Genomic DNA, 24,809 nt, shown 5'->3' with positions numbered 1-24,809 from the left:
GTGGGTGACCGCGCAGACGAGGGGGCGGATGAGATGGCGGGGGACGGCGTGACAGCAAGCAAGTCGCGGACCCGGGCCGGTGCGCCGGCGGGGCTCAAGGTCGAGCGGGTGTGGACGACCGAGGGGGTCCACCCGTACGACGAGGTGGCCTGGGAGCGCCGCGACGTCGTGATGACGAACTGGCGGGACGGCTCGATCAACTTCGAGCAGCGCGGGGTGGAGTTCCCCGAGTCCTGGAGCGTCAACGCGGCCAACATCGTGACCACCAAGTACTTCCGGGGCGCGGTGGGCACCCCGGAGCGGGAGTGGTCGCTCAAGCAGCTGATCGACCGGGTGGTCACCACCTACCGCAAGGCCGGTGAGGAGCACGGCTACTTCGCCACCCCGGCGGACGCGGAGATCTTCGCGCACGAGCTGACCTGGATGCTGCTGCACCAGGTGTTCAGCTTCAACTCGCCGGTCTGGTTCAACGTCGGTACGCCGTCGCCGCAGCAGGTCAGCGCCTGCTTCATCCTGAGCGTCGACGACTCGATGGACTCCATCCTCGACTGGTACAAGGAGGAGGGGCTGATCTTCAAGGGCGGCTCCGGCTCCGGCGTCAACCTGTCCCGGATCCGTTCCTCCCGCGAGCTGCTCTCCTCCGGCGGCAACGCCTCCGGCCCGGTCAGCTTCATGCGCGGCGCGGACGCCTCGGCCGGCACCATCAAGTCCGGCGGCGCCACCCGGCGCGCGGCCAAGATGGTCATCCTCGACGTGGACCACCCGGACATCCAGGAGTTCGTGGTCACCAAGGCGCGCGAGGAGGACAAGATCCGCGCGCTGCGGGACGCCGGCTTCGACATGGACCTGGGCGGCGCGGACATCGTCAGCGTGCAGTACCAGAACGCCAACAACTCGGTCCGGGTCTCCGACGAGTTCATGACCGCGGTGGAGAACGGCGGCGGCTTCGACCTGCGCGGCCGGCTCGACGGGCAGACCATCGAGACGGTCGACGCCAAGAAGCTGTTCCGCAGCATCTCCCAGGCCGCCTGGGAGTGCGCCGACCCCGGCCTGCAGTACGACGACACCATCAACGACTGGCACACCTGCCCGGAGACCGGGCGGATCACCGCGTCGAACCCGTGCTCGGAGTACCTGCACCTGGACAACTCCTCGTGCAACCTGGCCTCGCTCAACCTGATGAAGTTCCTCCGCGCCGACGGCGGCTTCGAGGTGGAGAAGTTCGTCAGGTCCGTCGAGTTCGTCATCACCGCGATGGACATCTCGATCTGCTTCGCCGACTTCCCGACCGAGAAGATCGGCGAGACCACCCGCGCCTACCGGCAGCTCGGCATCGGCTACGCCAACCTGGGCGCGCTGCTGATGGCGTCGGGCCTGCCGTACGACTCGGAGCAGGGCCGCTCGGTCGCCGCCGCGATCACCTCGCTGATGACCGGCACGGCGTACCGCCGCTCGGCCGAGCTGGCCGGCATCGTCGGTCCGTACGAGGGCTACGCCCGCAACGCCGAGCCGCACAAGCGGGTCATGCGCAAGCACGCCGCCGCCAACGACGAGATCAAGCCGGCCGGCACCGTGGCCACCGCGATCCAGCGGGAGGCCACCAAGCAGTGGACGCTCGGCAACAAGGTCGGTGACAAGTTCGGCTGGCGCAACTCGCAGGCCAGCGTGCTCGCCCCGACCGGCACCATCGGCCTGATGATGGACTGCGACACCACCGGGGTCGAGCCGGACCTGGCGCTGGTCAAGTTCAAGAAGCTGGTCGGCGGCGGCTCGATGCAGATCGTCAACCAGACCGTCCCGCGCGCCCTGCGCAGCCTCGGCTACCCCGAGGAGCAGGTCGAGGCGATCGTCGAGCACATCGCCGACCACGGCCACGTGGTGGACGCCCCCGGCCTCAAGCCGGAGCACTACCCGGTCTTCGACTGCGCCATGGGCGCGCGCTCCATCGCGCCGATGGGCCACGTGCGGATGATGGCGGCCGTCCAGCCGTTCATCTCCGGCGCCATCTCCAAGACGGTCAACATGCCGGAGCAGGCGACCGTCGAGGACGTCGAGAAGATCTACTTCGAGGGCTGGAAGCTCGGCCTCAAGGCCCTCGCGATCTACCGCGACAACTGCAAGGTCGGCCAGCCGCTCTCGGTGGCGAAGCCGAACAAGGCCGCCGAGCCGGCGACCACCGAGAGCGCCGCCGCGCCGGTGGTGGAGAAGGTCGTCGAGTACCGGCCGGTGCGCAAGCGGCTGCCGAAGAAGCGCCCGTCGCAGACGGTCAGCTTCTCGGTCGGCGGCGCCGAGGGCTACCTCACCGCCTCGTCCTACCCGGACGACGGCCTCGGCGAGGTCTTCCTCAAGATGTCGAAGCAGGGCTCGACCCTGGCCGGCGTGATGGACGCCTTCTCGGTGGCCATCTCCATCGGTCTCCAGTACGGCGTCCCGCTGGAGACGTACGTCAGCAAGTTCACCAACATGCGCTTCGAGCCGGCCGGCATGACCGACGACCCGGACGTGCGGATGGCGGCCTCGGTGATGGACTACATCTTCCGTCGCCTGGCCCTGGACTTCCTGCCGTACGAGCGCCGCGCGGAGCTGGGCATCTTCACCGCCAAGGAGCGGGCCGCCCAGCTGCGGGCCGAGGCGGAGGCGGAGAGCGGTGCGGACCTCACCGCGATGGCCGCCTCCGCCCCGGTCGAGGCGCCGACCGAGCCGAAGACCGGCCCGGTCGCCCAACCGGCGCAGGAGGTGGCGGACGTCGCCGCCGCCAAGCCGGCACCGACCGTGGGTTCCAGCACCGAGCTGCTGGAGGCCGTGCTCGGCAAGGCCGCCGACGCGCCGCTCTGCTTCACCTGCGGTACGAAGATGCGACCGGCCGGTAGCTGCTACGTCTGCGAGGGCTGCGGCTCCACCAGCGGCTGCAGCTGACGTTTCACCGTCTCGCGAGCGCGGCAGGGTTTCCTGCCGCGCTCGCGGCATTTCGGTGGCGCGGGCGGGGCGCCACAAGTCACGCTGCCAGTCGGCGTCGCGCTTCTACTGACCGAACGTGTACCGCAGGTTCGCGTTGATCAGTTGATTGAGCCGCTTGGACATATGCCCGAGCAATGACGACTCCGGCAGTGGCGCCGCCACCAGGGGAGTCCAGCGCAAGTCCGTTCCGCCTCCGCCATCGGACGGCAGGTCGAAGCGCACCACAGCGTCCGGCCGCCTGCTCCAGATCGAGGACCAAATGACGAAGTCGGGTCTCTTGGCGTGCAAGGCTAAGGCCACTCATCACGGTTGGTTCACAGGCTATGAACTTGATGCCGCAGACGACTCTGCTGCCGACCCGGGTCAGCGGTCCTCGTCGCCGTCCGTCGGTCGGGGCGGGCGGTTGTGCCTCGCCCACTCGTCCACTTCGTCGGCGTCCCAGACGGTCATCCCGATGAGGCGGGCGACGGGCTCGGGAAAGCCGGGCCTGCGTGTGATCTGCAGTACCCGCTGACGCGACACGCCGAACAGCGCGGCCAACTCGCCGGGTCCGTACAAGCGCGGTCGCTTCACGGCTCACGCCGCCGGGTTGGAGTCGGCCGGCGGTTCGACGGTCCGCTGCCCGGCCGCCGCAGCGGCCCGGCGCAGCGCGAGCGTCTCCCGGATTCGCCGCCGGGCCGCCCGCCACCGGTGCTCGTCACGGCAACTGCGGTGAGCTGGCTCAAAGATCATGTCCGACTCCTGAAACGGCATGGTGGCACGGAGGGCATCCGAATGTCGGGCCCCCGCAGATTTTGTTGCCTGGTCAAGCAAACGCTAGTCAGCCGTCGCTCGACGGAGCAACTACTCCGCGTATGGTCACGATCACAGTTACTGGCGTTTGCGGGGTGCCAGCCGAGTGAGGGCCGCGGATGACGGCGGACGTTCCGTACCCTCATGGGACAGCTGGCGGTGCGGGAGCGGGGCGAATCTCACTCCGGCCGCGGTGTTCGGCGGCGGAGATCGGCTGGGATGCTCGGGCCATGACGATCGCCGAGACCTACGCACGGTTCGCCGCCCGTGAAGTCCGCGGGGTGTCACCCACGTACGAGCGGCTGGCGCTGGCGGTCGCCGGCGACCACGAACTGCTGGCGCTGCTCGGCACGCTCCCGCCCGCCAAGCGGCAGCCGAATCTGCTGTTCGGCGTAGTCCGCCTGCTCGGCGGCCCGGTCGAGGACCCGGCGGCGTTCCACGACTTCGCGGTGGCGAACTGGCCGGCGATCGAGGCGGAGATGCGGGTCCGGGCGACCCAGACCAACGAGGCCGGGCGGTGCGCCGTACTGCTGCCGGTGCTCGCCGCGCTGCCGCAGCCGCTCGCGCTGCTCGAGGTCGGCGCCTCCGCCGGCCTGTGCCTCTACCCCGACCGGTACGCCTACCGCTATGGCGATCACCGCGTCGGCGCCGGTCAACCGGTCCTCGACTGCGCGCTCACCGGGACCGCGCCGCCGACCCGGCTGCCCGAGGTGGTGTGGCGGGCCGGCCTGGACCTCAACCCGCTCGACGTGACCGACAGCGCGGACGTGGCGTGGCTGGACGCCCTCATCTGGCCGGAGCACGAGCACCGCCGGGCCCGGTTGCGGGAAGCGGCGGCCGTCGCGGCCGCCGATCCGCCGCTGCTCGTCCGCGGTGACCTGGTGGACGACCTACCGGCGTTGGCCGCGCAGGCGCCCTCCGCCGCGACGCTGGTGGTGTTCCACACCTCGGTGCTCTACCAGGTGCCGGCGCCCGGGCGGGACGCGTTCGCCGACGTGGTCCGCGGCCGGCCCGGGCACTGGATCGCGAACGAGGCCCCGGACGTGCTGACCTACGAGGCGCTGCCGACGCCGCCGAGCGACGCGCACTACAACGTGCTCGCGCTGGACGGGACGCCGCTCGCCTGGACCCGAGGACACGGGCAGGCCATCACCTGGTTCGGGTAGCGCCTTCGACGCTCGACGCCGGCGGACGCACCCGCCGCAGCAGGTCCGCCACCGACCAGCCGCCGGTGAGGCACCACAGCGCGATGACCGGGTCGCAAATGGCGCAGCCGTGCGAGGAGCCCGGCAGGAACGGGATGATCGGCGCGCCGCGCAGGTGGTGGACGACGTCCCAGGCGGTGTGCAGCAGCCAGCCGATCCCGATCCATGTCCACGACTCCAGCCCACGCCAGGCCACGTAGGTCATGAGCACGACGAACGGAAGTTCCCAGCCCCCGAGACCACCGCCGCTGAGGTACGCCGCCCCGGCCCCGCCGACCATGACCGCGTTGAAGGTGCGGCGGTGCCGTTCGGGGATCGACGCGTTGAGGCACACGTACAGGAGGCCGATGAGCAGTGGAACGAGGATTGTCATGGTGGCCGAATCTAGGGACGGGCCGCCGCGCCCGGCAGGGGCCGGCGCGCCAACCGTCGACGGATTCCCGCCAGGATGGGACCCGTGCATCAGGTGAGGGTTCTTGCCTACGACGGCGTGGTCCCGTTCGACCTGTCCGTGCCGGTCGAGGTGTTCGGCCGCGCGCGCCTGGCCGACGGTCGCCCGGCCTACGACGTACGCGTCTGCGCCGTCACGGACGAGGTGCGGGCCGGAGCGGTCAGCATCAGGGCACCCCACGACCTGTCCGCGCTGGCGGAGGCCGACACGGTCGTCGTACCGGGAGTTGCCGACCTCGACTCGGCGGTGCCCGGCGCGATCCTCGACGCGCTCGCCGCCACCCCGGCCCGGCTGGTGTCGATCTGCACCGGCGCCTTCGTGCTGGCCGCCGCGGGGCGGCTCGACGGCCGGCGGGCCACCACCCACTGGGCGGCGGCGGCCGAGCTGGCCCGCCGCCATCCCGCCGTCACCGTCGACCCCGACGTGCTGTTCGTCGAGGACGGACCGGTACTGACGTCGGCCGGCGCGGCGGCCGGACTCGACCTGTGTCTGCACGTCGTACGCAACGACCACGGCGCCGCGGTCGCCGCGGACACCGCGCGGAGCTGCGTGATGCCACTGGAGCGCGCGGGTGGTCAGGCGCAGTTCATCGCGTACGAGCCGCCGGCGCCGGCCGGGCACAGCCTGCAACCGCTGCTGGTCTGGCTGACCCACAACCTGCACCGCCCGCTCACCCTGGCCGACATCGCCGCCCACGCCTCAATGAGTACGCGTTCCCTCAGCCGGCACTTCCGCGACCAGACCGGTGCGACCCCGGTGCGGTGGCTCAACCGGCAGCGGATCCGCCGCGCGCAACAGCTGTTGGAACAGACCGACCAGCCGGTCGAACGGGTCGGCTCGCTCGTCGGCTTCACCTCCCCGACGGCCTTCCGCGAGTCCTTCCGTCAGGTCGTGGGCGTCCCACCCCGCGCTTACCGGGCCGCGTTCCCGCCCGCCCCGCGCCCGCCTCGTCGATCATGAAGTTGTTGTCCCGACACGCCGGTACGGCGAGTGTCGTACTCCGCTTGGTGAGTTACAGATTGGTTTCCAGATGATGGGCGACACCCGGCCGATCGTGACGTTGACGGAGGGTGTCGCGGCGGTCTTGTCACGTCTTGCTGGGGCGGTGGGGACCTGGTGGGGAGATCGGTGCGGGGTGTCGTCGTACGCGAATGTTGTCGGCGATGACGATGCCGGTGAGGACTGTGGCGCTAGCGAGGGCGTTGACGAGCGGTGGCAGGAGCAGCATCGGCGGCACGAGGCAGGCGAGCGCGATCAGCCCGAGGACGCGGCTTCTGGAGACGCTGCCGAATACCAGGTATTGCAGGAGGGTCCGACCGGCGAGGAACAGCGCGGTACCGCCGAGGATGGTGACGGTCGCGGCCGCTCGTGGATGGCCGAACGGGTCGTCGATGACCAGTTGGGCGCCGACCGAGGTGACGACGAGGCCGGCGATCATGACCAGGTGTGCGTCGGACACCAGGGTGCCGAGCCGGTCAGGGTTGGCGGAGGCCTGGATGGCCGGCCCCATGTCTTCTCCGGCACGGAAGATGTAGACCCGCCAGATCAATGCCGTGACGACGAATGCCACCACGAACGCCACGGTCTGCTCGGTGGAAAAGCCGCGACTGGTGAGGCTCGATCCGATGGCCAGAACGACTTCGCCGAGGCCGATGACGAACAGTGCCCGGTACCGGTCGGCCAGGTACTCGCCGCCGGCCGGCAACTGCGCACCGGCCAGGCGCCCGAGTCCTGGCAGGGGGTAGCTGAACCGTCGTTCGACGTAGATGAGGACAACCGCGAGCGTCCACAGCGCCGTACGTGCTGTGCCTGAGGCGACCGCCCCGGCCAGCCAGGGCACCGCGGTGGCGGCGTGCCAAATCGCCCCCCGTGCGGCAACATGTTGCAGCTCCTGGCCCCGCAACAGGACCACGAGGAACAGGCTGCGGCCGATCTGTATGGCAAGGTAGGTGACCGCGAAGATCAGGCCGGTCTTGCCGAACGCTTCGGGGACCGCCGCGGACAGCACCAGGGCACCCACCATGGTGGCGAGGACCAGCACTTGGACCGGCGGCCGCCGCGGGTTCAACGCTCCGGTCACCCGCGCGGTGAGGGACCACACCCATCCGATGGCCTGCAGCAGCACCAGTGCCTGGAACGCGCCGGACCAGGTCAGGTTGTTGAACAGCTGCTGGGCGAGCGCGCGGAGCGCGAAGACGAACACCACATCGAAGAACAGCTCCAGGAAGGACGCTCGCGCGATGTCCTCGAGCTTGCGAAGCAGTCCGCTCGTGCCACTCGTCGTCACCGGCCCGCCCGCTCCTGCCTATCTTTGATCGGTATTAGCGTATCCGTACTCTTTACGGTGGTGGGGCTGATCGTGGTGGTCGTCCCGCCGCGACCACGACAGCGACCGCACAAGCGTGCAGGTGCAGGTGCGGACGTGGGCGCAGAAGCGCCCCGACGAGAAAACCGACTCGGGCCGTGGATCCTGGGCGGGATCGTCCTTCTGCTGCTGTTCGGGGGAGGGGCCAAGAAGGTGTCGGAGGCCGGCAAGCAGGAGTGACCGGCCCCTTGGGTCACCCGGCGGTGACCTCCGCGAGGCGGGCGGTGAGGAACTCCCGTTCGGCCTCGTTGTCCACCAGGTCCAATGCCGCCCGGTACGCGGTCGCGGCCTCCCGCTGCCGGCCGAGCTGCCGTAGCAGGTCGGCCCGGATCGCCGGCAGGTAGCGGTACCCGGCCAGCCGGGCGTCGCCGGCCAGGGCGTCCACCTCGGCCAGTACCGCTGATGGCCCGTCCATCATGGACATGGCCACGGCCCGGTTGAGCGCGACGACCGGCGAGGGCCAGCGCTTCAGCAGCTCGTCGTAGAGGCGTACCACCTGGGGCCAGTCGGTCGCGGCGTAGCTGGGGGCGACGGCGTGCAGCGAGGCGATGGCGGCCTGGAGCGCGTACCGGCCGACCCGGCCGGTGCGGAACGCGCCGAGCACCAGGCGGTTGCCCTCGGAGATGGCGGCCCGGTCCCAGGCGGACCGGTCCTGCTCCGCCAGCACCAGCAGCCGCCCCTCGGCGTCGGTCCGGGTGGCCCGGCGGGCGTCGGTGAGCAGCAGCAGCGCGAGCAGCCCGCGGACCTCCGGCTCGTCGGGCATCAGGGCCAGCAGCATGCGGGTCAGGTGCAGCGCCCGGTCCACCAGGTCGGCGCGGACCAGGTCGGCGCCGGACGGCGCGGTGTGCCCGGTCGTGAAGAGCAGGTGGATGACGGTCAGCACCGCGTCCAGCCGTTCGGGCAGCTCGCTGGCCTCCGGCACCCGGTACGGGATCCCGGCTGCGGCGATCTTCTTCTTGGCCCGGGTGACCCGAGCGGCCATGGTCGGCTCGGAGACGAGGAACGCGCGGGCGATGTCGCCGGTGCTCACCCCGCACACAAGGCGCAGGGTCAGCGCCACCTGGGCCTCCCGGGCCAGTGCCGGATGGCAGCAGGTGAAGACCAGCCGCAGCCGGTCGTCGGGCACCGCGTCCTCGTCGGGCTCCGCCACGACCTCCTCCTCCGCCGGCTCCACGAGCAGGGGCATCTTCGACCGGAAGATCTTTTCCCGGCGCAGGACGTCGAGCGCCTTGCGCTTTGCGGTGGCGGTCAGCCAGGCGCCGGGCCTGTGGGGTACGCCGTCCCGCGCCCAGGCGTCCAGCGCGGCGAGGTACGCGTCCTGCACGCACTCCTCGGCGACGTCGAGGTCGCCGGCGACGCGCGCCGTCGCGGCGAGCACGAAGGCCCACTCGCGACGGTGCGCGTCCGCCACGGCGCGTTCGGCCGCGGCCGTGCCGGCGTTGCTCACTCGGACGGGGGCACGAACAGCGGCCGTACCTCGACGCCCCCGTCGATGGTGGCCGGGTTCAGCTTCGCGATCTTCAGGGCGACGTCCAGGTCCGGCGCCTCCAGGATGAAGAACCCGGCGACCACTTCCTTGGCCTCGATGAACGGGCCGTCGGTGACGAGGTCGCTGCGGACCGCCGTGGCGGTGGTGCTGGGCTGGAGGGCGAACCCCGTGACGATGTTGCCGCCCAGCTCCTCGACCTGGGCCGGGTACCGCTCCAGCAGCGCCAGGTAGTCGGGCGTGATCTCCATCGGGTCGGCCGGCGCGGGCGAGTAGATCAGGACTGCGTACTGGGCCATCAGGTTCTCCTCAGGTTGTCGTTCCACCTTCTTGCCATCCCGACGAGCGGGTCCGGCCGGATTCGACAGCGGACCGGGAAATTGTGCCCCGCTCACCTTGATCGGCGGGACCTCGCGACGCCGACTGAACCACCCCGGCGGCGGTCAGGCGTCGGTCGGGAAGTCGCGCATCCGGCGCAGCGGCGAGCAGACCACGAACACCGCGGCGCTCCACATGCCCAGCACGCAGATCCACAGCGCCGGCCGCAGCCCGAGCCGGCTGCCGAGGGTTCCGCCGAGCAGCGCGCCGAGCGGAATCACCCCGTAGCAGATCCACAGGAACGCGGCGTTGACCCGGCCGAGCAGCGGCGCCGGGGTGATCCGCTGCCGGTACGACATCGCCGCCACGTTGAACAGCACCGCGTTGGCTGAGAACGCGGCGAACCCGACCGCGAAGAGCAGCACGCCCCAGCCCGGTCGGGCCAGCGGGATGAGCAGGTAGAACGGTCCCGGCGCGGCCATCGCCACCCAGATGATCCGGGCGGTGCCGATCCGCCGCGAGAGCCGGTCGGCGAGGGCGCCGGCGACCAGGCCGCCGACCGCGCCGGCGGAGAAGACCAGCCCGACCACCAGCGGCGCGGCGTGCAACTCCCGGCGTAGGAACGGCACCTCGATCCCGCTCGCGGCCATCACGAAGAAGTTGGACGTGCTGGTACAGGCGAGGAGTTTCACCAGGATCGGCTGCCGGCGGACGAAACCGAGTCCTTCGCCCAGGGCGGCCCGCGCGGTCACCCGCCCGGCGGCCGGCGGCGCGGCGTCGGGGGTGGCCCGGATGAGCAGCAGCGTGACCGCGCTGACCGCGAAGGCGAGGCCGGTGGTGAGGAACGTCCGGGCCGCGCCGACCAGCGCGATCAGCGCGCCGCTCAGCGTCGGCCCGGCCAGCTCGGCGAACTGCTGGCTGGTGACCAGCTTGGCGTTGCCGTCGACGAGCTGCTCCGCCGGCACGAGCCGGGGCAGCATGCTCCGGTACGCCACGGTGAAGGCGACGGTCAGCACGCCGGAGAGGCCGACCACGACGTACAGGAAGACCAGGGTGAGGTGCCCGACCAGCGCGGCCACCGGCAGCGACAGCAGGAGCGCGGCCCGGCCCAGGTCGCACGCGATCATCAGCCGCCGCTGGTCGACCCGGTCGGCGAGGATCCCGGCCGGCAGCGAGAAGATCAGGTACGGCAGCCAGGCCAGGACGGTCAGCAGGGAGATCTGGAAGACGCTGGCGCCGAGGGTGTCCGCGGCGAGCAGCGGCACTGCCAGCCCGGAGACCCGGGTGCCGAGCTCGCTGACCGTCTGGCCGCTCCACAGCAGCAGGAAGTTCCGGCTGCGCCAGAGCGAGGGACGGGCCGGGTTCGCCGGGGCGGGTCGGGTCAGGTGCGCGGTCACTGCTGGGCCTGTCTGTCGATGAACGCCGCCGGCTGGCCGCCGCGGCCCGGGCACCCTATCGCCGGGCGTGGAGGGACGGCACCGCAATTGCGGGCCCGGCCGGGGTGACCGGACCGACTAGGGTCTGGAGATCATGACGGAACCGAGCTGGATGGCCGAGACCCGGACCGCCTACGACACCGTCGCGGTCGACTACGCCCGACTCCTGCCCGACGTGGGGGAGGGGCCGCTGGACCGGGCGATGCTGGCCGCGTTCGCCGAGCAGGTCGGCGGAACGGGTCCGGTGGTCGAGGTGGGCTGCGGCACCGGCCGGATCACCGCCCACCTGCGCGACCTCGGGCTGGACGTCGCCGGGATCGACCTGTCACCCGGCATGGTGGACGTGGCCCGCCGCCACCACCCCGGGCTGCGCTTCGCGGTCGGTTCGATGACCGACCTGCCGCTGCCGGACGGCGCCCTCGCCGGCCTCGTCGCCTGGTACTCGATCATCCACGTGCCGCCGGAGCTGCTGCCCGGTGTGTTCGCCGGGTTCCACCGGGTGCTCGCCCCGGGCGGTCGGCTGCTGCTCGCCTTCAAGGCCGGCGACCGCCTGGTCCGGCTCGAGGAGGCGTACGGCCACACCGTCTCGTACGACGTGCACTGGCTGTCGCCCGCCCGGGTCGCCGCCCAGCTCGCCGAGGCCGGGTTCGAGGTGCGCGCCCGGCTGGACCGCGAGCGCCAGGGCCGGGAGAAGGGGCCGCAGTCGCTGATGCTGGCGATCCGGCCGGACGCGGGCGTCGGCGGTTGATCGGCCGGCGTTCCGGCGGTCGCGTCGGGGCGTACAGCGCCTCGCGATGCCAGGGACCACCCCGACGCCGGTCGACCGGAAGTCACCCCGCCGCCGGAACGCCACCAGGAACCTCTCGCCGAGCAGGTCCCGAGGGCTGGGTTGTCCGGCTGCTCCCGCTCGTGGGTGTGGGCCCGCTGCACGTCGGTCACATCCGTTCCTGCCCGATGGGCGGTGACGGGTTCACGGTGCCACGGGTCGCCGGCGGTAGGGTCCATCCCCGACCCGGGCGCGGCGAAAGGAACCAGGCGTGACCATCAGCATCTTCACCCTCGGCGGCACCATCGCGATGGCCGGGGCCGGGCCGACGGGCGTGGTCACCCGGCTGACCGGCGCCGAACTCGCCGCCGCCGTGCCCGGGCTGGCCGACCTGCCGCTGGAGGTGCGGGACGTCGAGGCGGTGCCGAGCGCCGACCTGACGTACCGCCGGATCCTCGACCTGGTGGCGGCGGCGGACGCGGCGGTGGCCGACGGGGCGACGGGCGTGGTGGTGACCCAGGGCACCGACACCCTGGAGGAGGCCGCCTTCCTGGCCGACCTGGTCTGGTCGCACCCGGCGCCGCTGGTCTTCACCGGCGCGATGCGCAACCCGACCCTGGCCGGCCCGGACGGCCCGGCAAACCTGCTCGCCGCCGTCCGGGTCGCCGCCGCGCCGGCCGCCCGCGACCTCGGCGTCCTGGTCGCGTTCAACGACGAGATCCACGCCGCCCGGCACGTCCGCAAGACGCACAGCACCAGCACGGCCACCTTCGCCTCGCCCAACGCGGGTCCGCTCGGTCACGTGATCGAGGGCGAGGTACGGCTGCTGACCCGGCCGGCGCGGCACGCCCCGCTGCCGCCGGTGGACCCGAACCGGCTGGCCGCCACCCGGGTGGCACTGCACACCGTCACCCTCGACGACGACGTGGCGCTGCTCGACGGGCTCGTCCACGGCCGGCAGGGCCTGGTGGTGGCCGGCTTCGGTGTCGGTCACGTGCCGCCCGCCTTCGCGCCGGTGCTCGGTGCCCTCGCCGAGCGGATGCCGGTGGTGCTCACCTCGCGGACCGGCGCGGGGGCGGTGCTGCGGCACACCTACGGCGCGGTCGGGTCGGAGACCGACCTGCAGCGGCGCGGGCTGATCAACGGCGGGCTGCTCGACCCGTACAAGGCAAAGGTGCTGCTCCGGCTCCTGCTCGCCGCCGGCGCGGATCGGGGGGAGGTCCGCGCCGCCTTCAACCGGCACGGCTGACCGGTACGCCAGCAGCGCCATCTGATTCATCTGCGACATCAAGTTCGTACCGTCAGCGCCGCACACCTGGACGGCCCGGCCCGGCCCGGTGCCGGGCGATCGAACCGCCCGGCCTCCGTAGACTCGGCCGGTGACCGGAGAGCGACGACCGTTGGCGGACCGGCCGCTGACCGAGCCGCACCCGTCCCGGCTAACGCCCGAGCATCCCGACCGGGCGCGCATCCTGGCCGTCCACGCCGCCGCCCTGGCCGCGGGGGAGGCCGGCTACCTCGACCCGGCGACCGGGCTCTTCGTGCTCAGCGCCGGCTTCCTGGCCCGGCGGGGCACCTGCTGTGGGCGAGGGTGCCGGCACTGTCCGTATGTGGACGATTGAGGGCTTCCGCCCGACCGGGGCAGCCCGTACGGTGTCCGACGGACATCCGGCGGGGGAGCCGTCGGCGAGGAGGGGTGGCGCGTGCACGGGCGGATCTGGCTCGCCGGGGTGGTCGTGGCGCTGACCGCCGGCTGCGCCGCGGAGGCCGAGCGGGTGGCGGTTCCCGCGGCGGAGCCGGTGACCGTCGAGGTGGCGGCCGCCTCCTCCGGCGGCGCCTGCCGGCTGCTCGACTTCGCGGTGATCGCGAAGCACACCGGCGGCCGGTTCGACGTGGCGGCGGCCAGTGACCGGGGGGACACCCACACCTGCGTGGTGCGGGCCGAGCAGGCCGTCCTGCCGGAGCTGACCCTCACGGTCACCGAGACGTCGATCGACAAGTCGACCTTCACCCTCGACGTGCTGCCCGACGGGGCGAAGAAGGTCACCAAGCTCGGCCAGATCGCCTACCGCCGCACGCTGCCCAAGACCGCGAAGGCGGGGCCGGCGGCCGAGGTGGGTTGGCTCGCCACCGACGGGCGGCTGGCCACCCTGAGCTGGACCTGCCCGCACGGCGCCGACAACGCGGCCGCCGAGAAGGTGGCCGGCCAGTTGGTCACCCTGGCGAAGACGGTGGACACCCGCCGGATGTGAGGCGCGCCGGGAAGTCAGTGGGCGGCGACGAACACCCGGGAGGCCACCTCGCGGGGCAGCCGGATCCGCTCACCGGAGCGGTCGATCGACACGCCGTCCCGCTCCTGGGCCACGGTCACCGTGGCGCCCGGGTCCACGCCCGCCGCGTGCAGTTGCCGGAGCACGTCCGCGTCGGTCTGCACGCTCTCGCAGATCCGCCGGACCACGACCGGCCCGGAGAGGCCCGGAAACGCCAGGTTGCGCTCGGCCTCGGACCCCTCGGTCTCGGGCTGCTCGGGGCTGCCCAGCCCCTCCAGACCGGGGATCGGGTTGCCGTACGGGGAGCGGGTCGGCCGGTTGAGCAGGTCGTAGACCCGCTTCTCGACCGCGTCGCTCATCACGTGCTCCCACCGGCAGGCCTCCTCGTGGGCCTCCTCGTAGGGCATCCCGATCACGTTGACCAGCAGCAGCTCGGCCAGGCGGTGCTTGCGCATCACCGAGACGGCGCTGCCGCGGCCCAGCGCGGTGAGCGACAGGTGCCGGTCGCCCTCGACGGTGAGCAGGCCGTCCCGCTCCATCCGGGCGACGGTCTGGCTGACGGTGGGACCGCTCTGCCGCAGCCGCTCCGCGATCCGGGCACGCAGCGGCGGCACCCCCTCCTCCTCCAGCTCGAGGATGGTGCGCAGGTACATCTCGGTCGTATCGACCAAGTGGTGTTTACTCACTTCCGTCCCTTTCTGGCGACGAAGGTAACTACACCCTCGGTGGTATCGACCAGGTCATGCTTCACGTCAGCGGCCTCCCGGTGGTCGATGCTACCCCGGAGGCACGACGATCGGTCGCCGGCGAACCGCGAGGTCGCCGCCCGGATGGTGTTGACTGGACCGCATGTCCGGAACCGAGGAGCTGCTGGTCGAGGCCGACCGGCTCGCCGCCGAGCTCGACCGCGCCGACCCGCCCACCCTGCTCGACGTCCGCTGGCGGCTCGTCGGCCCGCCCGGCCGGGACGACTACGCGGCCGGCCACCTGCCCGGCGCGGTCTTCGTCGACCTGGACACCGAGCTCTGCGGCCGGCCCGGCGCCGCCGGCCGGCACCCGCTGCCCGACCCCGCCGCGCTCCAGGCCGCGCTGCGGGCCGCCGGCGTCCGCGCCGGTCACCCCGTCGTGGTGTACGACGGCGGCGACGGGATGTCCGCCGCCCGCGCCTGGTGGACGCTGCGCTGGGCCGGGCACCGCCCGGTACGCCTGCTGCACGGCGGCTTCCCGGCCTGGGTGGCCGCCGGCCTGCCCACCTCCACCGAGCCGCCCACCCCGACCCCGGGCGACGTCACCGTCGCACCCGGCGCGCTGCCGGTCCTCGACGCCGGGGAGGCCGCCCGGCTGGCCGCCGCCGACCCCGGGGTGCTGCTCGACGTGCGCGCCGCGCCGCGCTACCGGGGTGAGACCGAGCCGATCGATCCGGTCGCCGGGCACGTGCCGGGTGCGGTGAACCTCCCCGCCCCCGAGTACGTCGGCGAGGGCCGCTTCCCGGCCGCCGAGGCGCTGCGCCGGCGGTTCGCCGCGGCGGGCGTGACCGACGCCGCGCCGGTCGGGGCGTACTGCGGATCCGGGGTGACCGCCGCCCAGGCCGTTCTCGCGCTGCACCTCGCCGGCCGGCCGGACGCGGCGCTCTACGTCGGCTCGTGGAGCAACTGGGTGGCCGACCCGGCCCGCCCGGTGGCGACCGGGCGGACACCTGGGAGCTGAGCAGGGCGACCGGCGGAACCGCGTGCGACGATGGCACGCATGTCGGACGACACGGTGGTGGTGTGGGACGAGGCCCTCCTCGCCTATGACATGGGTGACCATCCCCTCGACCCGGTCCGGGTCGAGCTGACCGTCGCGCTCGCCCGCGAGCTCGGCGTGCTGGACCGGCCCGGGGTCCGCCTGGTCAAACCGGAGCCCGCCGACGACGCGCTGCTGACCCGGGTGCACGACCCCCGCTACCTGGACGCGGTCCGGGCGGCGCCGCGCGACCCGCTCTTCGCCGGTTTCGGACTGGGCACGGCGGACAACCCGGTCTTCGACGGCATGCACGAGTCCAGCGCGCTGATCGCCGGGGCCAGCGTGGCCGCGGCCGAGGCCGTGTGGCGCGGCGACGCCCGCCGGGCGGTCAACGTCGCCGGTGGCCTGCACCACGCGATGCCCGCCCGGGCCGCCGGCTTCTGCGTCTACAACGACCCGGCGGTGGCCATCGCCCGCCTGCTCGACCTCGGCGCGGAGCGGATCGCGTACGTCGACGTGGACGTGCACCACGGCGACGGCGTGCAGGAGATCTTCTACCGCGACCCGCGGGTGCTCACGATCAGCCTGCACGAGACCCCGCTCGCCCTCTTCCCCGGCACCGGGTTCCCCGACGAGACCGGCGGGCCGGGTGCGGAGGGCAGCGCGGTCAACGTGCCGCTGCCGCCGGGCACGGGCGACGCCGGCTGGCAGCGTGCCTTCCACGCGATCGTGCCGTCGGCGCTGCGGGCGTTCCGGCCCCAGCTGCTGGTCACCCAGTGCGGGGCGGACGGGCACCGACTCGACCCACTCGCCGACCTGCATTTGTCAGTGGACGGGCAGCGGGCCACCTACCTGGCGCTGCGGGCGCTCGCCGACGAGCTCTGCGACGGCCGCTGGGTGGCCTTCGGCGGCGGCGGGTACGCGCTGGTCGAGGTGGTGCCCCGGGCGTGGACCCATCTGCTCGCGATCGCCAGCGGCGAGCCGATCGACCCGGCGAGGCTCACCCCGCCGGCCTGGCGCGAGCTGGCCGCCGCGCGGCGGCCCGGCAGGGAGGTGCCGCTGCGGATGACCGACGACGCCGACCCGTCCTACGAGCCGTGGCAGCCGAACGCTGAGCCGGACGCGGTGGGCCGGGCAATCGCGGCCACCCGCAGGTCTGTCTTCCCGCTGCTCGGGCTGGACCCGCACGATCCCCGGGACTGAGCCGGTGGTGGGGGAGGACCGACGGTGACCACTGTCGAACAACCGGTGGACGTGCTGCTCAGCGACGGTACGACCGTCCAGCTGCGACAGATCCGTCCCGAGGACGCGCCGGCGATCGTGGCGATGCACGCGCGCTTCTCCGAGCGCACCCGCTACCTGCGCTACTTCTCGCCGTACCCGCGCATCCCGGAGCGGGACCTGCAGCGTTTCGTCAACGTCGACCACCGCGACCGGGAGGCGTTCGTGGTGCTGGCCGGCGGCCGGATCGTGGCCGTCGGCCGGTACGAGCGGCTCGGCCCCGGCTCCCCGGAGGCCGAGGTGGCCTTCGTGGTCGAGGACGAGTACCAGGGTCGGGGCATCGGCTCGGTGCTGCTGGAGCACCTGGCCGACGCGGCCCGCCGGTTCGGCATCGTGCACTTCGTCGCCGAGGTGTTGCCGGCCAACGGGGCGATGCTGCGGGTCTTCTCCGACTTCGGCTACCAAGTCCAGCGCCAGTTCGCCGACGGCGTGGTGCACCTGAGCTTCCCGATCGCGCCCACCGAGGCGACCCTGGAGGTGCAGCGCGGCCGGGAGCACCGCACCGAATCCCGCTCGATCGCCCGGCTGCTCGCCCCACGCGGGATCGCCGTTTACGGGGCGAGCGCCACCGGGCAGGGCGTCGGCGCGGCGGTGCTCGGGCACCTGCGCGACGGCGGCTTCACCGGGGCGATCGTGCCGGTGCACCCGACGGCGTCGACGGTGGCCGGGCTGCCCGCGTACCCGTCGGCGGTCGACGCCGGGCTCGACATCGACCTCGCGGTCGTCGCGGTGGCCCCGGAGGCGGTGACCGAGGTGGTGGCCGACGCCGCGAAGGTCGGCGCGCACGGCCTCGTCGTCATCTCCGCCGGTTTCGCCGAGGCCGGACCGGAGGGGGCGGCCGCCCAGCGGGCCCTGGTCCGCGCCGCCCACCTGGCCGGCATGCGGGTGGTCGGCCCGAACTGCCTCGGCGTCGCCAACACCGACGGCGCGGTACGCCTCAACGCCACCCTCGCCCCGGTGCTGCCCGCCCCCGGGCGGGTGGGGATCTTCAGCCAGTCCGGCGCGTTCGGGGTGGCGCTGCTCGCCGAGGCGTCCCGGCGCGCGCTGGGCCTCTCCAGTTTCGTCTCGGCCGGCAACCGGGCCGACGTCTCCGGCAACGACCTGCTCCAGTACTGGCAGGACGATCCGGGCACCGACGTCATCACCCTCTACCTGGAGACCTTCGGCAACCCGCGCAAGTTCGCCCGGCTGGCCCGGCGAATCGGCCGCAGCAAGCCGGTGGTGGCGCTCGCCTCGCTGGCCCGCCCGCGCGGCGTCGGCGACGCGCCGGCCCTGGACGCCGCCGCGGTCAGCGCGCTGTTCGCGCAGTCCGGGGTGATCCGGGTGGACACCGTCTCCGAGCTGCTCGACGTCGGCGTGCTCCTGGCCCACCAACCGCTGCCAGCCGGTCGCCGGGTCGCCGTGGTGGGCAACTCCTCGGCCCTGACCGGGCTGGCGGCCACCGCCTGCGCCGCCCAGGGCCTCACCGTCGCCGACGGCTACCCCCGCGACGTGGGCCCCCGGGCCGACGCCGCCGAGTACGCCGCCGCCCTCGCCGCCTCCGCCGCCGACGAGGGCGTGCACGCGGTGGTGGCCGTGTTCGCCCCGCCGCTGCCGGGCCAGCTCGCCGACCCGGACGCCGACTTCACCGCCGCCCTGCCCGACGCGCTCGCCGCCGGCAAGCCGGTGGTGGCGACGTTCCTGGCCGGCCGGGTGCCCGCCGGGGTGCCCGCGTACCCGAGCGTGGAGGAGGCGGTCCGGGCCCTGGCCCGGGTCACCACGTACGCCGACTGGCTGCGCCGGCCGCCCGGCGTGCTGCCCGGCCTGGACCGGGTCGACCGGGCCGCCGGGCAGGCTGCGTTCCGGGTCGACGGCGCCGATCCGGCGGCGCTGCTGCGCGCGTACGGGATCGACATTGTGGAGTCCGCGCCGGCGCGGACGGCCGACGAGGCGGTCCAGGCCGCCGGGCGGCTCGGCTGGCCGGTGGCGTTGAAGGCGGCCGCGCCGGGCCTGCGGCACCGCCTCGACCTCGGCGCGGTCCGCCTCGACCTGGCCGACCCGGCAGCGCTGCGCCGGGCGTACGCGGAGCTGGCCCCGGCCTTCGGCACGGACGTCCTCGTGCAGCCCATGGTCCCGCCCGGGGTGGCCTGCGTGGTGGAGCTCATGGAGGATCCGGCGTTCGGGCCGGTGGTCGGCTTCGGGCTCGGCGGCGTCGCGACCGAGCTGCTCGGCGACCGGGCCTGGCGGGCCGTGCCGCTGACCGACCGGGACGCCGCCGAGCTGGTCGACGAGCCCCGGGCCGCGCCGCTGCTGCGCGGGCACCGGGGCGCCGCGCCGGTGGACCGGGCCGCCCTGGTCGACCTGCTGCTGCGGGTCGGCCGGCTCGCCGACGAGCAGCCCCGGGTCCGCTCGCTGACCCTCAACCCGGTGCTGGCCCGCCCGGACGGCATCTCGGTGCTGCACGCCACCGTCCGCACCGGCATCGAGGCCCTGCGCCCCGACACCGGCCCGCGCCGCCTCTGACGGTCGGCGTCAGCCGCGGCTGGAGATCTGCTGCACCGCCCAGGCGTTGCCGTCCGGGTCGGTGAAGAAGACGAAGCCGACGTTGTCCAGCGGGTGCGGCACCGGGCGCGGATTGCGCCCCACCACCTGGATCTCGCTGACGTCGACGCCCCGCTCGACCAGCTCCGCGCGGGCCTTCTCCAGGTCCGGCACGACCAGCTGGAGCCCCTTGAGCGAGCCCGGCTGCATGTCCGGGACCGCGCCGGCGCCCATCACGATCGAACAGCCCGAGCCCGGGGGAGTGAGCTGCACGATCCGCACGTCGTCGCCGATCCGGGTGTCGTGGTCGACGGCGAAGCCGAGGCGATCGGCGTAGAACTCCTTGGCCCGGTCCACGTCGGAGACCGGAATTACCACCACTTCCAGGGTCCAGTTCATGCCTACGCACCCTGCCCGACCGGAGCGGGGAGTCAAGGGCGCCACACGGCGGAGGCCCCGGCGAACCGCCGGGGCCTCCGCGTACGGGTGGATCAGCAGGCGTACGCCTCGAGGCGGTTCGCCCGCTCCGGGGCGCGCAGCTTGAGCAGCGTCACCTTCTCGATCTGCCGGATCCGTTCCCGGGACAGGCCGAACTCCCGGCCCACCTCGTCGAGGGTGCGCTGCCGGCCGTCGTCCAGGCCGAACCGGAGCCGGATCACCGCCTGCTCCCGCTGGGACAGGGTGGCCAGCACGATCCGGACCTCGTTGCGCAGCTCGCCGTTGGCGGCGGCGTCGCCCGGCTCCTCGCGCGGGTCCACCGCGGCGACGAAGTCACCGAGCGCGCTCTCCCCGTCGTCGCCGACCGCCTGGTCCAGGCTGACCGGCTCCCGGTCGTACGAGATCAGCTCGATCACCTGGAACTCGGGGACGCCCATGGCGGTGGCCACCTCGGCGACGGTGGGCTCCCGGCCCAGCGAGACCGACAGTTCCCGGCGGGCCCGGACCATCCGGTTGACCTGCTCGACCATGTGCACCGGGATGCGGATGGTGCGGGCCTGGTCGGCCATGGCGCGGGTGATGGCCTGGCGGATCCACCAGGTGGCGTAGGTGGAGAACTTGTAGCCCTTGGTGTAGTCGAACTTCTCGACCGCGCGGATCAGGCCGAGGTTGCCCTCCTGGATCAGGTCCAGGACCGCCATGCCGCGACCGGTGTACCGCTTGGCGATGCTCACCACCAGCCGCAGGTTCGCCTCCAGCAGGTGGTCCTTGGCGGCGCGGCCCTCGGCCACGATCAGCGCCAGGTCGGCCCGCAGCTCCGCGGAGACCGGGGTGCAGGCGGAGAGCTTCTCTTCGGCGAAGAGGCCGGCCTCGATCCGCTTGCTGAGCTCGACCTCCTGCGCGGCGGTGAGCAACTTGGTGCGGCCGATCCCGTTCAGGTACGCCCGGACCAGGTCGGTGGAGACGCCGCGCTCGTCGGTGGCGTCCAGATCGGTCAGGGTAGCGTCCAGGTCCGTCGGGGTATGGGTGCCGGGCTCGGCGTCGACGGTGGCAGCCGGGCGGGTCTGGTGCTCAATCATCTGAAGGGCCATCTCTGTCTCTCCCCGTGTCCTTCGTGCCGCGTACCGGATTCCGTGCCGCGTGCCGGCGCGGTGGTGCCGGTGAGGAACAGCTTGGCGGTCGGGGCGTGAAACGGGAGTGAGGCGATCGGGGAACCGACAGCAATACCGACGGAACCTCGGGTGTCGGTTGCCCGACCCGGTTACCGTGCCAGCGGCCGGCCACCAGGGCGCGGCAGCACAGGCGATCGGAGGACGCGGTGGTCTTCAAGCGGCTCATGCAGGCGATGGGTGTGGGTGGTCCCTCGGTGGAGGCGGTGCTGGCCAACCCGAGCTGCCGCCCGGGTGGGCACCTGGAGGGCCGGATCCGGGTGGCCGGTGGGGATCACGCCGTGGACATCTCCTACGTGGCGCTGGGCCTGGTCACCCGGGTCGAGGTGGAGAGCGGCGACAACGAGTACGACACCAGCCAGGAGTTCGGCCGCCGGCAGGTGACCGGGGCGTTCCGGCTGGAGCCGGGGCAGCGGCACGACATCCCGTTCCGCTTCGACGTGCCGTGGGAGACGCCGCTGACCGACCTGTACGGGCAGCACCTGCACGGCATGACGATGGGTCTGCGTACCGAGCTGGAGGTCGCCCGGGCGGTCGACTCCGGCGACCTGGACCCGGTGGCCGTGCACCCGCTGCCGGCGCAGGAGCGGCTGCTGGAGGCGTTGCTGCGGCTGGGCTTCCGGTTCGCCCGGGCCGACGTGGAGCGCGGGCACCTCTACGGCGTACGGCAGAGCCTGCCGTTCTACCAGGAGATCGAGTTCCACTCCGCGCCGCAGTTCGCCCGCGCGATCAACCAGCTCGAGGTCACCTTCGTCACCGACCCGCAGCAGGTGCAGGTGGTGCTGGAGATCGACAAGCGGGGCGGCGTCTTCACCGAGGGCCGGGACGCCTTTGGCCGCTTCACCGTCGACCACGCGAGCGCCGCGACGGTCGACTGGGCCGCCCAACTCGACGCCTGGCTCCGCCAGTCCCTCCAGCGCCGCGGCCTCTTCTCCTGACCCCGGCCTGCCCCCCGGGAGCCGGCAGGGGTGGATCAGAGGTCGAGGAGGAGGGTGCGGGGGCCCACGTTGACGCTCTCGACCAGCATGTGGGTGCGGAAGCGGCCGGTCTCGACCTTGACGCCGCGGGCGCGGAGCGCCTCGACCACCGCGTCCACCAGGGGTTCGGCCGTCTCGGCGGGGGCCGCCGCGGTCCAGCTCGGCCTTCTGCCCTTGCGGGCGTCGCCGTAGAGGGTGAACTGGCTGACCACCAGAATGGGGGCGCCGGTGTCGGCGGCGCTGCGCTCCTCGTCGAGGATGCGCAGCTCGTGGATCTTGCGAGCCATCGTGGCGGCGACCTGCGGGGTGTCGGCGTGGGTCACCCCGAGCAGCACCAGCAGGCCGTCGGCGATCTCACCGACCACCTCGCCGTCGACGGTCACGCTGGCCCGGCTCACCGTCTGCACCACGGCCCGCATCTTGCCCTCACCTCCGTCCAGGACCCGGCCGGCGGAAACGCCCGCATCAGTCGGCCACCGGCTCGATGATGCCGCGCTCGACCAGGTGCGCCACGATCGGGCCGGCCGCCTCGGTCAGCTCGTCGGGGGTGACGTCGTGCGCGGCGGCGAGCAGCGCCAGCTGGTCGCGCAGCGGCAACCGGCCGTCCGCGCCACCGACCAGGGCGAGCACCAGCGGGTCGATCTCCTCCGACCAGCGCAGCCCGCGTGGCATGGCGAGGACCTGCCGGTCCACCGCCCAGCCCTCGTCGCCCATGGTGGCCTCCTGGCGGAGCTGGAGGCCCTCGGCGGCCCGGTAGCGCGTGGCGAGCAGCGTCTCGCTGTCGCGTACCCGGAGCCAGTCCTGGCGGTCGAACCAGGCGGCGATGTGGTCGCCCATCGGCGGCTCCACCCGCTGGCGCAGGTCCTCCACCCGGACGACCGGCTCGTCGTGGCCGGCGCGGCGCAGCGAGACGATGCCGAAGCCGATCGCCTCCACCTTGTGCGCGTCGAACCAGTCCAGCCAGGCCGCCATCCGCTGCGGGTCGGCCGCCTCGCCGACGTCGGTGAGCCACAGGTTGACGTACGCCATCGGGTCCGCCACCTCGCGCTGGATCACCCAGGCGTCCAGCCGGGTGCCGGCGAACCAGCCGGCCACCCGCTCGTCCCACTCCTCGCCGGTGACGTGCACCCAGTTGGCCAGGTACTGCATGGTGCCGCCCTCGGTGAGCAGGTGCGGCGCGGCGGCGGCCAGCTCGGCGCCGATGGCGTCGCCCACCCGGCCGGAGTCGCGGTAGACGTGGGTGGTGGTGCCCGGCCCGACCACGAACGGCGGATTGCTCACCACCAGGTCGAAGCGGCGGCCGGCGACCGGGGCGACCAGGTCGCCACGGAGCAGTTCCCAGTCCTGGCCGTTGAGCGCGGCGGTGGTGGCGGCGAAGCGGAGCGCCCGCTCGGAGACGTCGGTCGCGGTGACCCGCCGGGCGTGGGTGGCCAGGTGCAGGGCCTGCACGCCGGAGCCGGTGCCCAGGTCCAGCGCGGTCTCCACCGGCCGGCGTACGGTCGCGCCGATCAGCGTCTGGGTGGCCCCGCCGATGCCCAGCACGTGCTCGGCGTGCAGCGGCTTCCCGGGCCGGGCGCTGGCCGGCACGTCGGCGAGCACCCACCACTCGTCCCCGTACGGCTCCAGGTCCACTCCGGCGCGCAGGCCGTCCCCGTGCCGCTCGACCAGCCCGCCGGCCAGCGCCTCCTCGACGGTCAGCGGGGCGAGCGCGGCGGCCACCACCGCCTCGGACTCGGTCTGGTCGCAGATGAACACCCGGATCAGCGTGGCGAGCGGGTCGCGGTCCTCGGTGGCGCGCAGCGCGGCCCGGAAGTCGTTGCGCGCCACCCCGCCGGTGGCCTGCGAACCGAGCCGGCCCGCGATGCCGTTCGAGGTGAACCCCGCGCTGCTCAGCGCGGTCCGCAGCGCCTCGACGCCCGCGGGGGAGAGCAGCCTGTCGTGTTCGTCCACGTCGTCATCCTGCCCCGCCACGATTCCGCGGCGGGCACCGCCCGTCATTTCACCCCCGGGTGTCGCCCTCCACCGTCGGCGACCGGCAGGATGGGGGGCATGACGCTGTCGCTGCCCATCGACCCCGAGGCCAACCGACTGCTGGAGCGCAGCCCGTTGGCGCTGCTCCTCGGCATGGTTCTCGACCAGCAGGTGCCGATGGAGAAGGCGTTCTCCTCGCCGTACGTGCTGACCCGGCGGCTCGGTCACGAGCCGGACGCCCGTGAGCTGGCCGGGTACGCCCCGGAGGCCCTGGTCGAACTCTTCGCCCAGCCGCCGGCCCTGCACCGGTTCCCCAAGGCGATGGCGGCCCGGGTGCAGGAGGTCTGCCGGGTCCTCGTCGACCGGTACGACGGCGACCCGACCCGGCTCTGGGCGGACGTCGCCGACGGCCGGGAACTGCTGCGTCGGGTCGGTGAGCTGCCCGGCTTCGGGAAGCAGAAGGCGCAGATCTTCGTGGCCCTGCTCGGCAAGCGGTACGGGGTGACCCCGGACGGCTGGCGGGAGGCCGCGGGCGGGTACGGCGAGCCGGACGCCCGCCGGTCCGTGGCCGACGTGACCGACCCCGAGTCGCTGCGCCAGGTGCGCGAGTACAAGCAGCAGATGAAGGCGGCGGCCAAGGCCGCGAAGGGCTGACGCGACTCCCGCCCGTCCCCGGTCGTT

At 73.1% G+C, this 24,809-nt stretch carries 26 protein-coding genes; 13 read left to right on the top strand and 13 right to left on the bottom strand.

What is annotated here, in order from left to right:
- The first annotated feature begins 33 nt into the window (after nt 1-33).
- Nucleotides 34-2,916 (top strand): vitamin B12-dependent ribonucleotide reductase, encoded by a 2,883-nt coding sequence (locus GA0070613_RS00940; protein ID WP_089010523.1) that lies wholly within the window; start codon nt 34-36, stop codon nt 2,914-2,916.
- 105 nt (nt 2,917-3,021) lie between these two features.
- Here GA0070613_RS00940 and GA0070613_RS00935 read toward each other — a convergent pair whose 3' ends face one another.
- The 3 genes from GA0070613_RS00935 to GA0070613_RS31830 form a co-directional block, all read right to left on the bottom strand.
- Nucleotides 3,022-3,180 (bottom strand): hypothetical protein, encoded by a 159-nt coding sequence (locus GA0070613_RS00935; RefSeq protein ID WP_197699031.1) that lies wholly within the window; start codon nt 3,178-3,180, stop codon nt 3,022-3,024.
- Nucleotides 3,181-3,321: 141 nt separating this feature from the next.
- The gene (locus tag GA0070613_RS00930; RefSeq protein WP_331716713.1) at nt 3,322-3,498 is read right to left on the bottom strand and encodes a DNA-binding protein; all 177 of its coding nucleotides are present in this window, start codon (nt 3,496-3,498) and stop codon (nt 3,322-3,324) included.
- A gap of 36 nt (nt 3,499-3,534) precedes the next feature.
- The gene (locus GA0070613_RS31830) at nt 3,535-3,690 is read right to left on the bottom strand and encodes a hypothetical protein (RefSeq protein ID WP_157746238.1); all 156 of its coding nucleotides are present in this window, start codon (nt 3,688-3,690) and stop codon (nt 3,535-3,537) included.
- Nucleotides 3,691-3,980: 290 nt separating this feature from the next.
- Here GA0070613_RS31830 and GA0070613_RS00925 point away from each other — a divergent pair, with 290 nt between their 5' ends.
- On the top strand, nt 3,981-4,916 hold the full coding sequence (locus tag GA0070613_RS00925; RefSeq protein ID WP_089010521.1) for a DUF2332 domain-containing protein: 936 nt from the start codon (nt 3,981-3,983) through the stop codon (nt 4,914-4,916).
- Here the strand turns inward: GA0070613_RS00925 and GA0070613_RS00920 are convergent.
- Nucleotides 4,900-5,328: a DUF6010 family protein gene (locus GA0070613_RS00920; RefSeq protein ID WP_089010520.1), complete on the bottom strand. Its 429-nt coding sequence runs from the start codon at nt 5,326-5,328 to the stop codon at nt 4,900-4,902. The genes GA0070613_RS00925 and GA0070613_RS00920 overlap by 17 nt on opposite strands.
- Before the next feature lie 84 nt (nt 5,329-5,412).
- Between GA0070613_RS00920 and GA0070613_RS00915 the strand changes: the two genes are divergently transcribed.
- Complete coding sequence (locus GA0070613_RS00915) at nt 5,413-6,366, top strand: GlxA family transcriptional regulator (RefSeq protein WP_089010519.1); 954 nt, start codon at nt 5,413-5,415, stop codon at nt 6,364-6,366.
- 127 nt (nt 6,367-6,493) lie between these two features.
- Here the strand turns inward: GA0070613_RS00915 and GA0070613_RS00910 are convergent, their stop codons facing one another.
- Nucleotides 6,494-7,693 (bottom strand): low temperature requirement protein A, encoded by a 1,200-nt coding sequence (locus tag GA0070613_RS00910; protein WP_089010518.1) that lies wholly within the window; start codon nt 7,691-7,693, stop codon nt 6,494-6,496.
- A 60-nt stretch (nt 7,694-7,753) separates the two neighbouring features.
- Between GA0070613_RS00910 and GA0070613_RS31825 the strand changes: the two genes are divergently transcribed.
- The gene (locus GA0070613_RS31825; RefSeq protein ID WP_157746237.1) at nt 7,754-7,951 is read left to right on the top strand and encodes a hypothetical protein; all 198 of its coding nucleotides are present in this window, start codon (nt 7,754-7,756) and stop codon (nt 7,949-7,951) included.
- Nucleotides 7,952-7,964: 13 nt separating this feature from the next.
- On the opposite strand, the gene GA0070613_RS00905 is transcribed toward GA0070613_RS31825, so the two are convergent.
- From GA0070613_RS00905 to GA0070613_RS00895, 3 genes are all read right to left on the bottom strand, one after another.
- A complete protein-coding gene (locus tag GA0070613_RS00905) occupies nt 7,965-9,149 on the bottom strand; it encodes an RNA polymerase sigma factor (RefSeq protein WP_089015668.1) in 1,185 nt (394 codons plus the stop codon).
- 65 nt (nt 9,150-9,214) lie between these two features.
- Nucleotides 9,215-9,556, bottom strand: a complete 342-nt coding sequence (locus tag GA0070613_RS00900) for a YciI family protein (RefSeq protein WP_089010517.1) — start codon at nt 9,554-9,556, stop codon at nt 9,215-9,217.
- Between the two features lie 144 nt (nt 9,557-9,700).
- The gene (locus tag GA0070613_RS00895) at nt 9,701-10,972 is read right to left on the bottom strand and encodes an MFS transporter (protein ID WP_197699029.1); all 1,272 of its coding nucleotides are present in this window, start codon (nt 10,970-10,972) and stop codon (nt 9,701-9,703) included.
- A gap of 133 nt (nt 10,973-11,105) precedes the next feature.
- Between GA0070613_RS00895 and GA0070613_RS00890 the strand changes: the two genes are divergently transcribed.
- The 4 genes from GA0070613_RS00890 to GA0070613_RS00875 all read left to right on the top strand — a co-directional run bounded on the left by GA0070613_RS00890 (nt 11,106) and on the right by GA0070613_RS00875 (nt 14,029).
- A complete protein-coding gene (locus tag GA0070613_RS00890; RefSeq protein WP_089010516.1) occupies nt 11,106-11,759 on the top strand; it encodes a class I SAM-dependent DNA methyltransferase in 654 nt (217 codons plus the stop codon).
- 289 nt (nt 11,760-12,048) lie between these two features.
- Entirely contained in the window at nt 12,049-13,026 is a 978-nt protein-coding gene (locus GA0070613_RS00885) for an asparaginase (protein ID WP_089010515.1), read from the top strand.
- A 130-nt stretch (nt 13,027-13,156) separates the two neighbouring features.
- Entirely contained in the window at nt 13,157-13,399 is a 243-nt protein-coding gene (locus GA0070613_RS00880; RefSeq protein ID WP_089010514.1) for a DUF5522 domain-containing protein, read from the top strand.
- Between the two features lie 81 nt (nt 13,400-13,480).
- Nucleotides 13,481-14,029, top strand: a complete 549-nt coding sequence (locus tag GA0070613_RS00875) for a hypothetical protein (protein ID WP_089010513.1) — start codon at nt 13,481-13,483, stop codon at nt 14,027-14,029.
- A gap of 14 nt (nt 14,030-14,043) precedes the next feature.
- Here the strand turns inward: GA0070613_RS00875 and GA0070613_RS00870 are convergent, their stop codons facing one another.
- Complete coding sequence (locus GA0070613_RS00870; protein ID WP_089010512.1) at nt 14,044-14,733, bottom strand: metal-dependent transcriptional regulator; 690 nt, start codon at nt 14,731-14,733, stop codon at nt 14,044-14,046.
- A gap of 163 nt (nt 14,734-14,896) precedes the next feature.
- Between GA0070613_RS00870 and GA0070613_RS00865 the strand changes: the two genes are divergently transcribed.
- From GA0070613_RS00865 to GA0070613_RS00855, 3 genes are read left to right on the top strand one after another with little or no spacing between them, the layout of a single operon-like run.
- A complete protein-coding gene (locus GA0070613_RS00865) occupies nt 14,897-15,754 on the top strand; it encodes a sulfurtransferase (protein WP_089010511.1) in 858 nt (285 codons plus the stop codon).
- A gap of 39 nt (nt 15,755-15,793) precedes the next feature.
- Nucleotides 15,794-16,975, top strand: a complete 1,182-nt coding sequence (locus GA0070613_RS00860) for an acetoin utilization protein AcuC (RefSeq protein ID WP_089010510.1) — start codon at nt 15,794-15,796, stop codon at nt 16,973-16,975.
- A 24-nt stretch (nt 16,976-16,999) separates the two neighbouring features.
- On the top strand, nt 17,000-19,555 hold the full coding sequence (locus GA0070613_RS00855) for a bifunctional acetate--CoA ligase family protein/GNAT family N-acetyltransferase (RefSeq protein WP_089010509.1): 2,556 nt from the start codon (nt 17,000-17,002) through the stop codon (nt 19,553-19,555).
- A gap of 9 nt (nt 19,556-19,564) precedes the next feature.
- Here the strand turns inward: GA0070613_RS00855 and GA0070613_RS00850 are convergent, their stop codons facing one another.
- Both GA0070613_RS00850 and sigB read right to left on the bottom strand, forming a co-directional pair.
- Nucleotides 19,565-19,972 carry a VOC family protein gene (locus GA0070613_RS00850; RefSeq protein ID WP_089010508.1) on the bottom strand — a complete coding sequence of 136 codons (408 nt, stop codon included), beginning with the start codon at nt 19,970-19,972 and terminating at the stop codon, nt 19,565-19,567.
- 92 nt (nt 19,973-20,064) lie between these two features.
- Complete coding sequence (gene sigB / locus GA0070613_RS00845) at nt 20,065-21,102, bottom strand: RNA polymerase sigma factor SigB (RefSeq protein WP_089010507.1); 1,038 nt, start codon at nt 21,100-21,102, stop codon at nt 20,065-20,067.
- A 227-nt stretch (nt 21,103-21,329) separates the two neighbouring features.
- On the opposite strand from sigB, the gene GA0070613_RS00840 reads away from it, so the two are divergent.
- The gene (locus GA0070613_RS00840; protein WP_089010506.1) at nt 21,330-22,118 is read left to right on the top strand and encodes a sporulation protein; all 789 of its coding nucleotides are present in this window, start codon (nt 21,330-21,332) and stop codon (nt 22,116-22,118) included.
- 35 nt (nt 22,119-22,153) lie between these two features.
- Here the strand turns inward: GA0070613_RS00840 and dtd are convergent, their stop codons facing one another.
- The gene (gene dtd, locus GA0070613_RS00835; RefSeq protein ID WP_089010505.1) at nt 22,154-22,576 is read right to left on the bottom strand and encodes a D-aminoacyl-tRNA deacylase; all 423 of its coding nucleotides are present in this window, start codon (nt 22,574-22,576) and stop codon (nt 22,154-22,156) included.
- Between the two features lie 46 nt (nt 22,577-22,622).
- Nucleotides 22,623-24,107 carry a DUF7782 domain-containing protein gene (locus tag GA0070613_RS00830; RefSeq protein ID WP_172875731.1) on the bottom strand — a complete coding sequence of 495 codons (1,485 nt, stop codon included), beginning with the start codon at nt 24,105-24,107 and terminating at the stop codon, nt 22,623-22,625.
- A gap of 90 nt (nt 24,108-24,197) precedes the next feature.
- Between GA0070613_RS00830 and GA0070613_RS00825 the strand changes: the two genes are divergently transcribed.
- Nucleotides 24,198-24,782: an HhH-GPD-type base excision DNA repair protein gene (locus tag GA0070613_RS00825; protein ID WP_089010503.1), complete on the top strand. Its 585-nt coding sequence runs from the start codon at nt 24,198-24,200 to the stop codon at nt 24,780-24,782.
- Nucleotides 24,783-24,809: the final 27 nt, after the last annotated feature.

Source organism: Micromonospora inositola, from assembly GCF_900090285.1.
In the GTDB taxonomy this organism is placed as follows: Bacteria; Actinomycetota; Actinomycetes; order Mycobacteriales; family Micromonosporaceae; genus Micromonospora; species Micromonospora inositola.
Note: the sequence above shows the minus strand (reverse complement) of the source record. Positions and strands in the feature narration are given on the sequence as shown.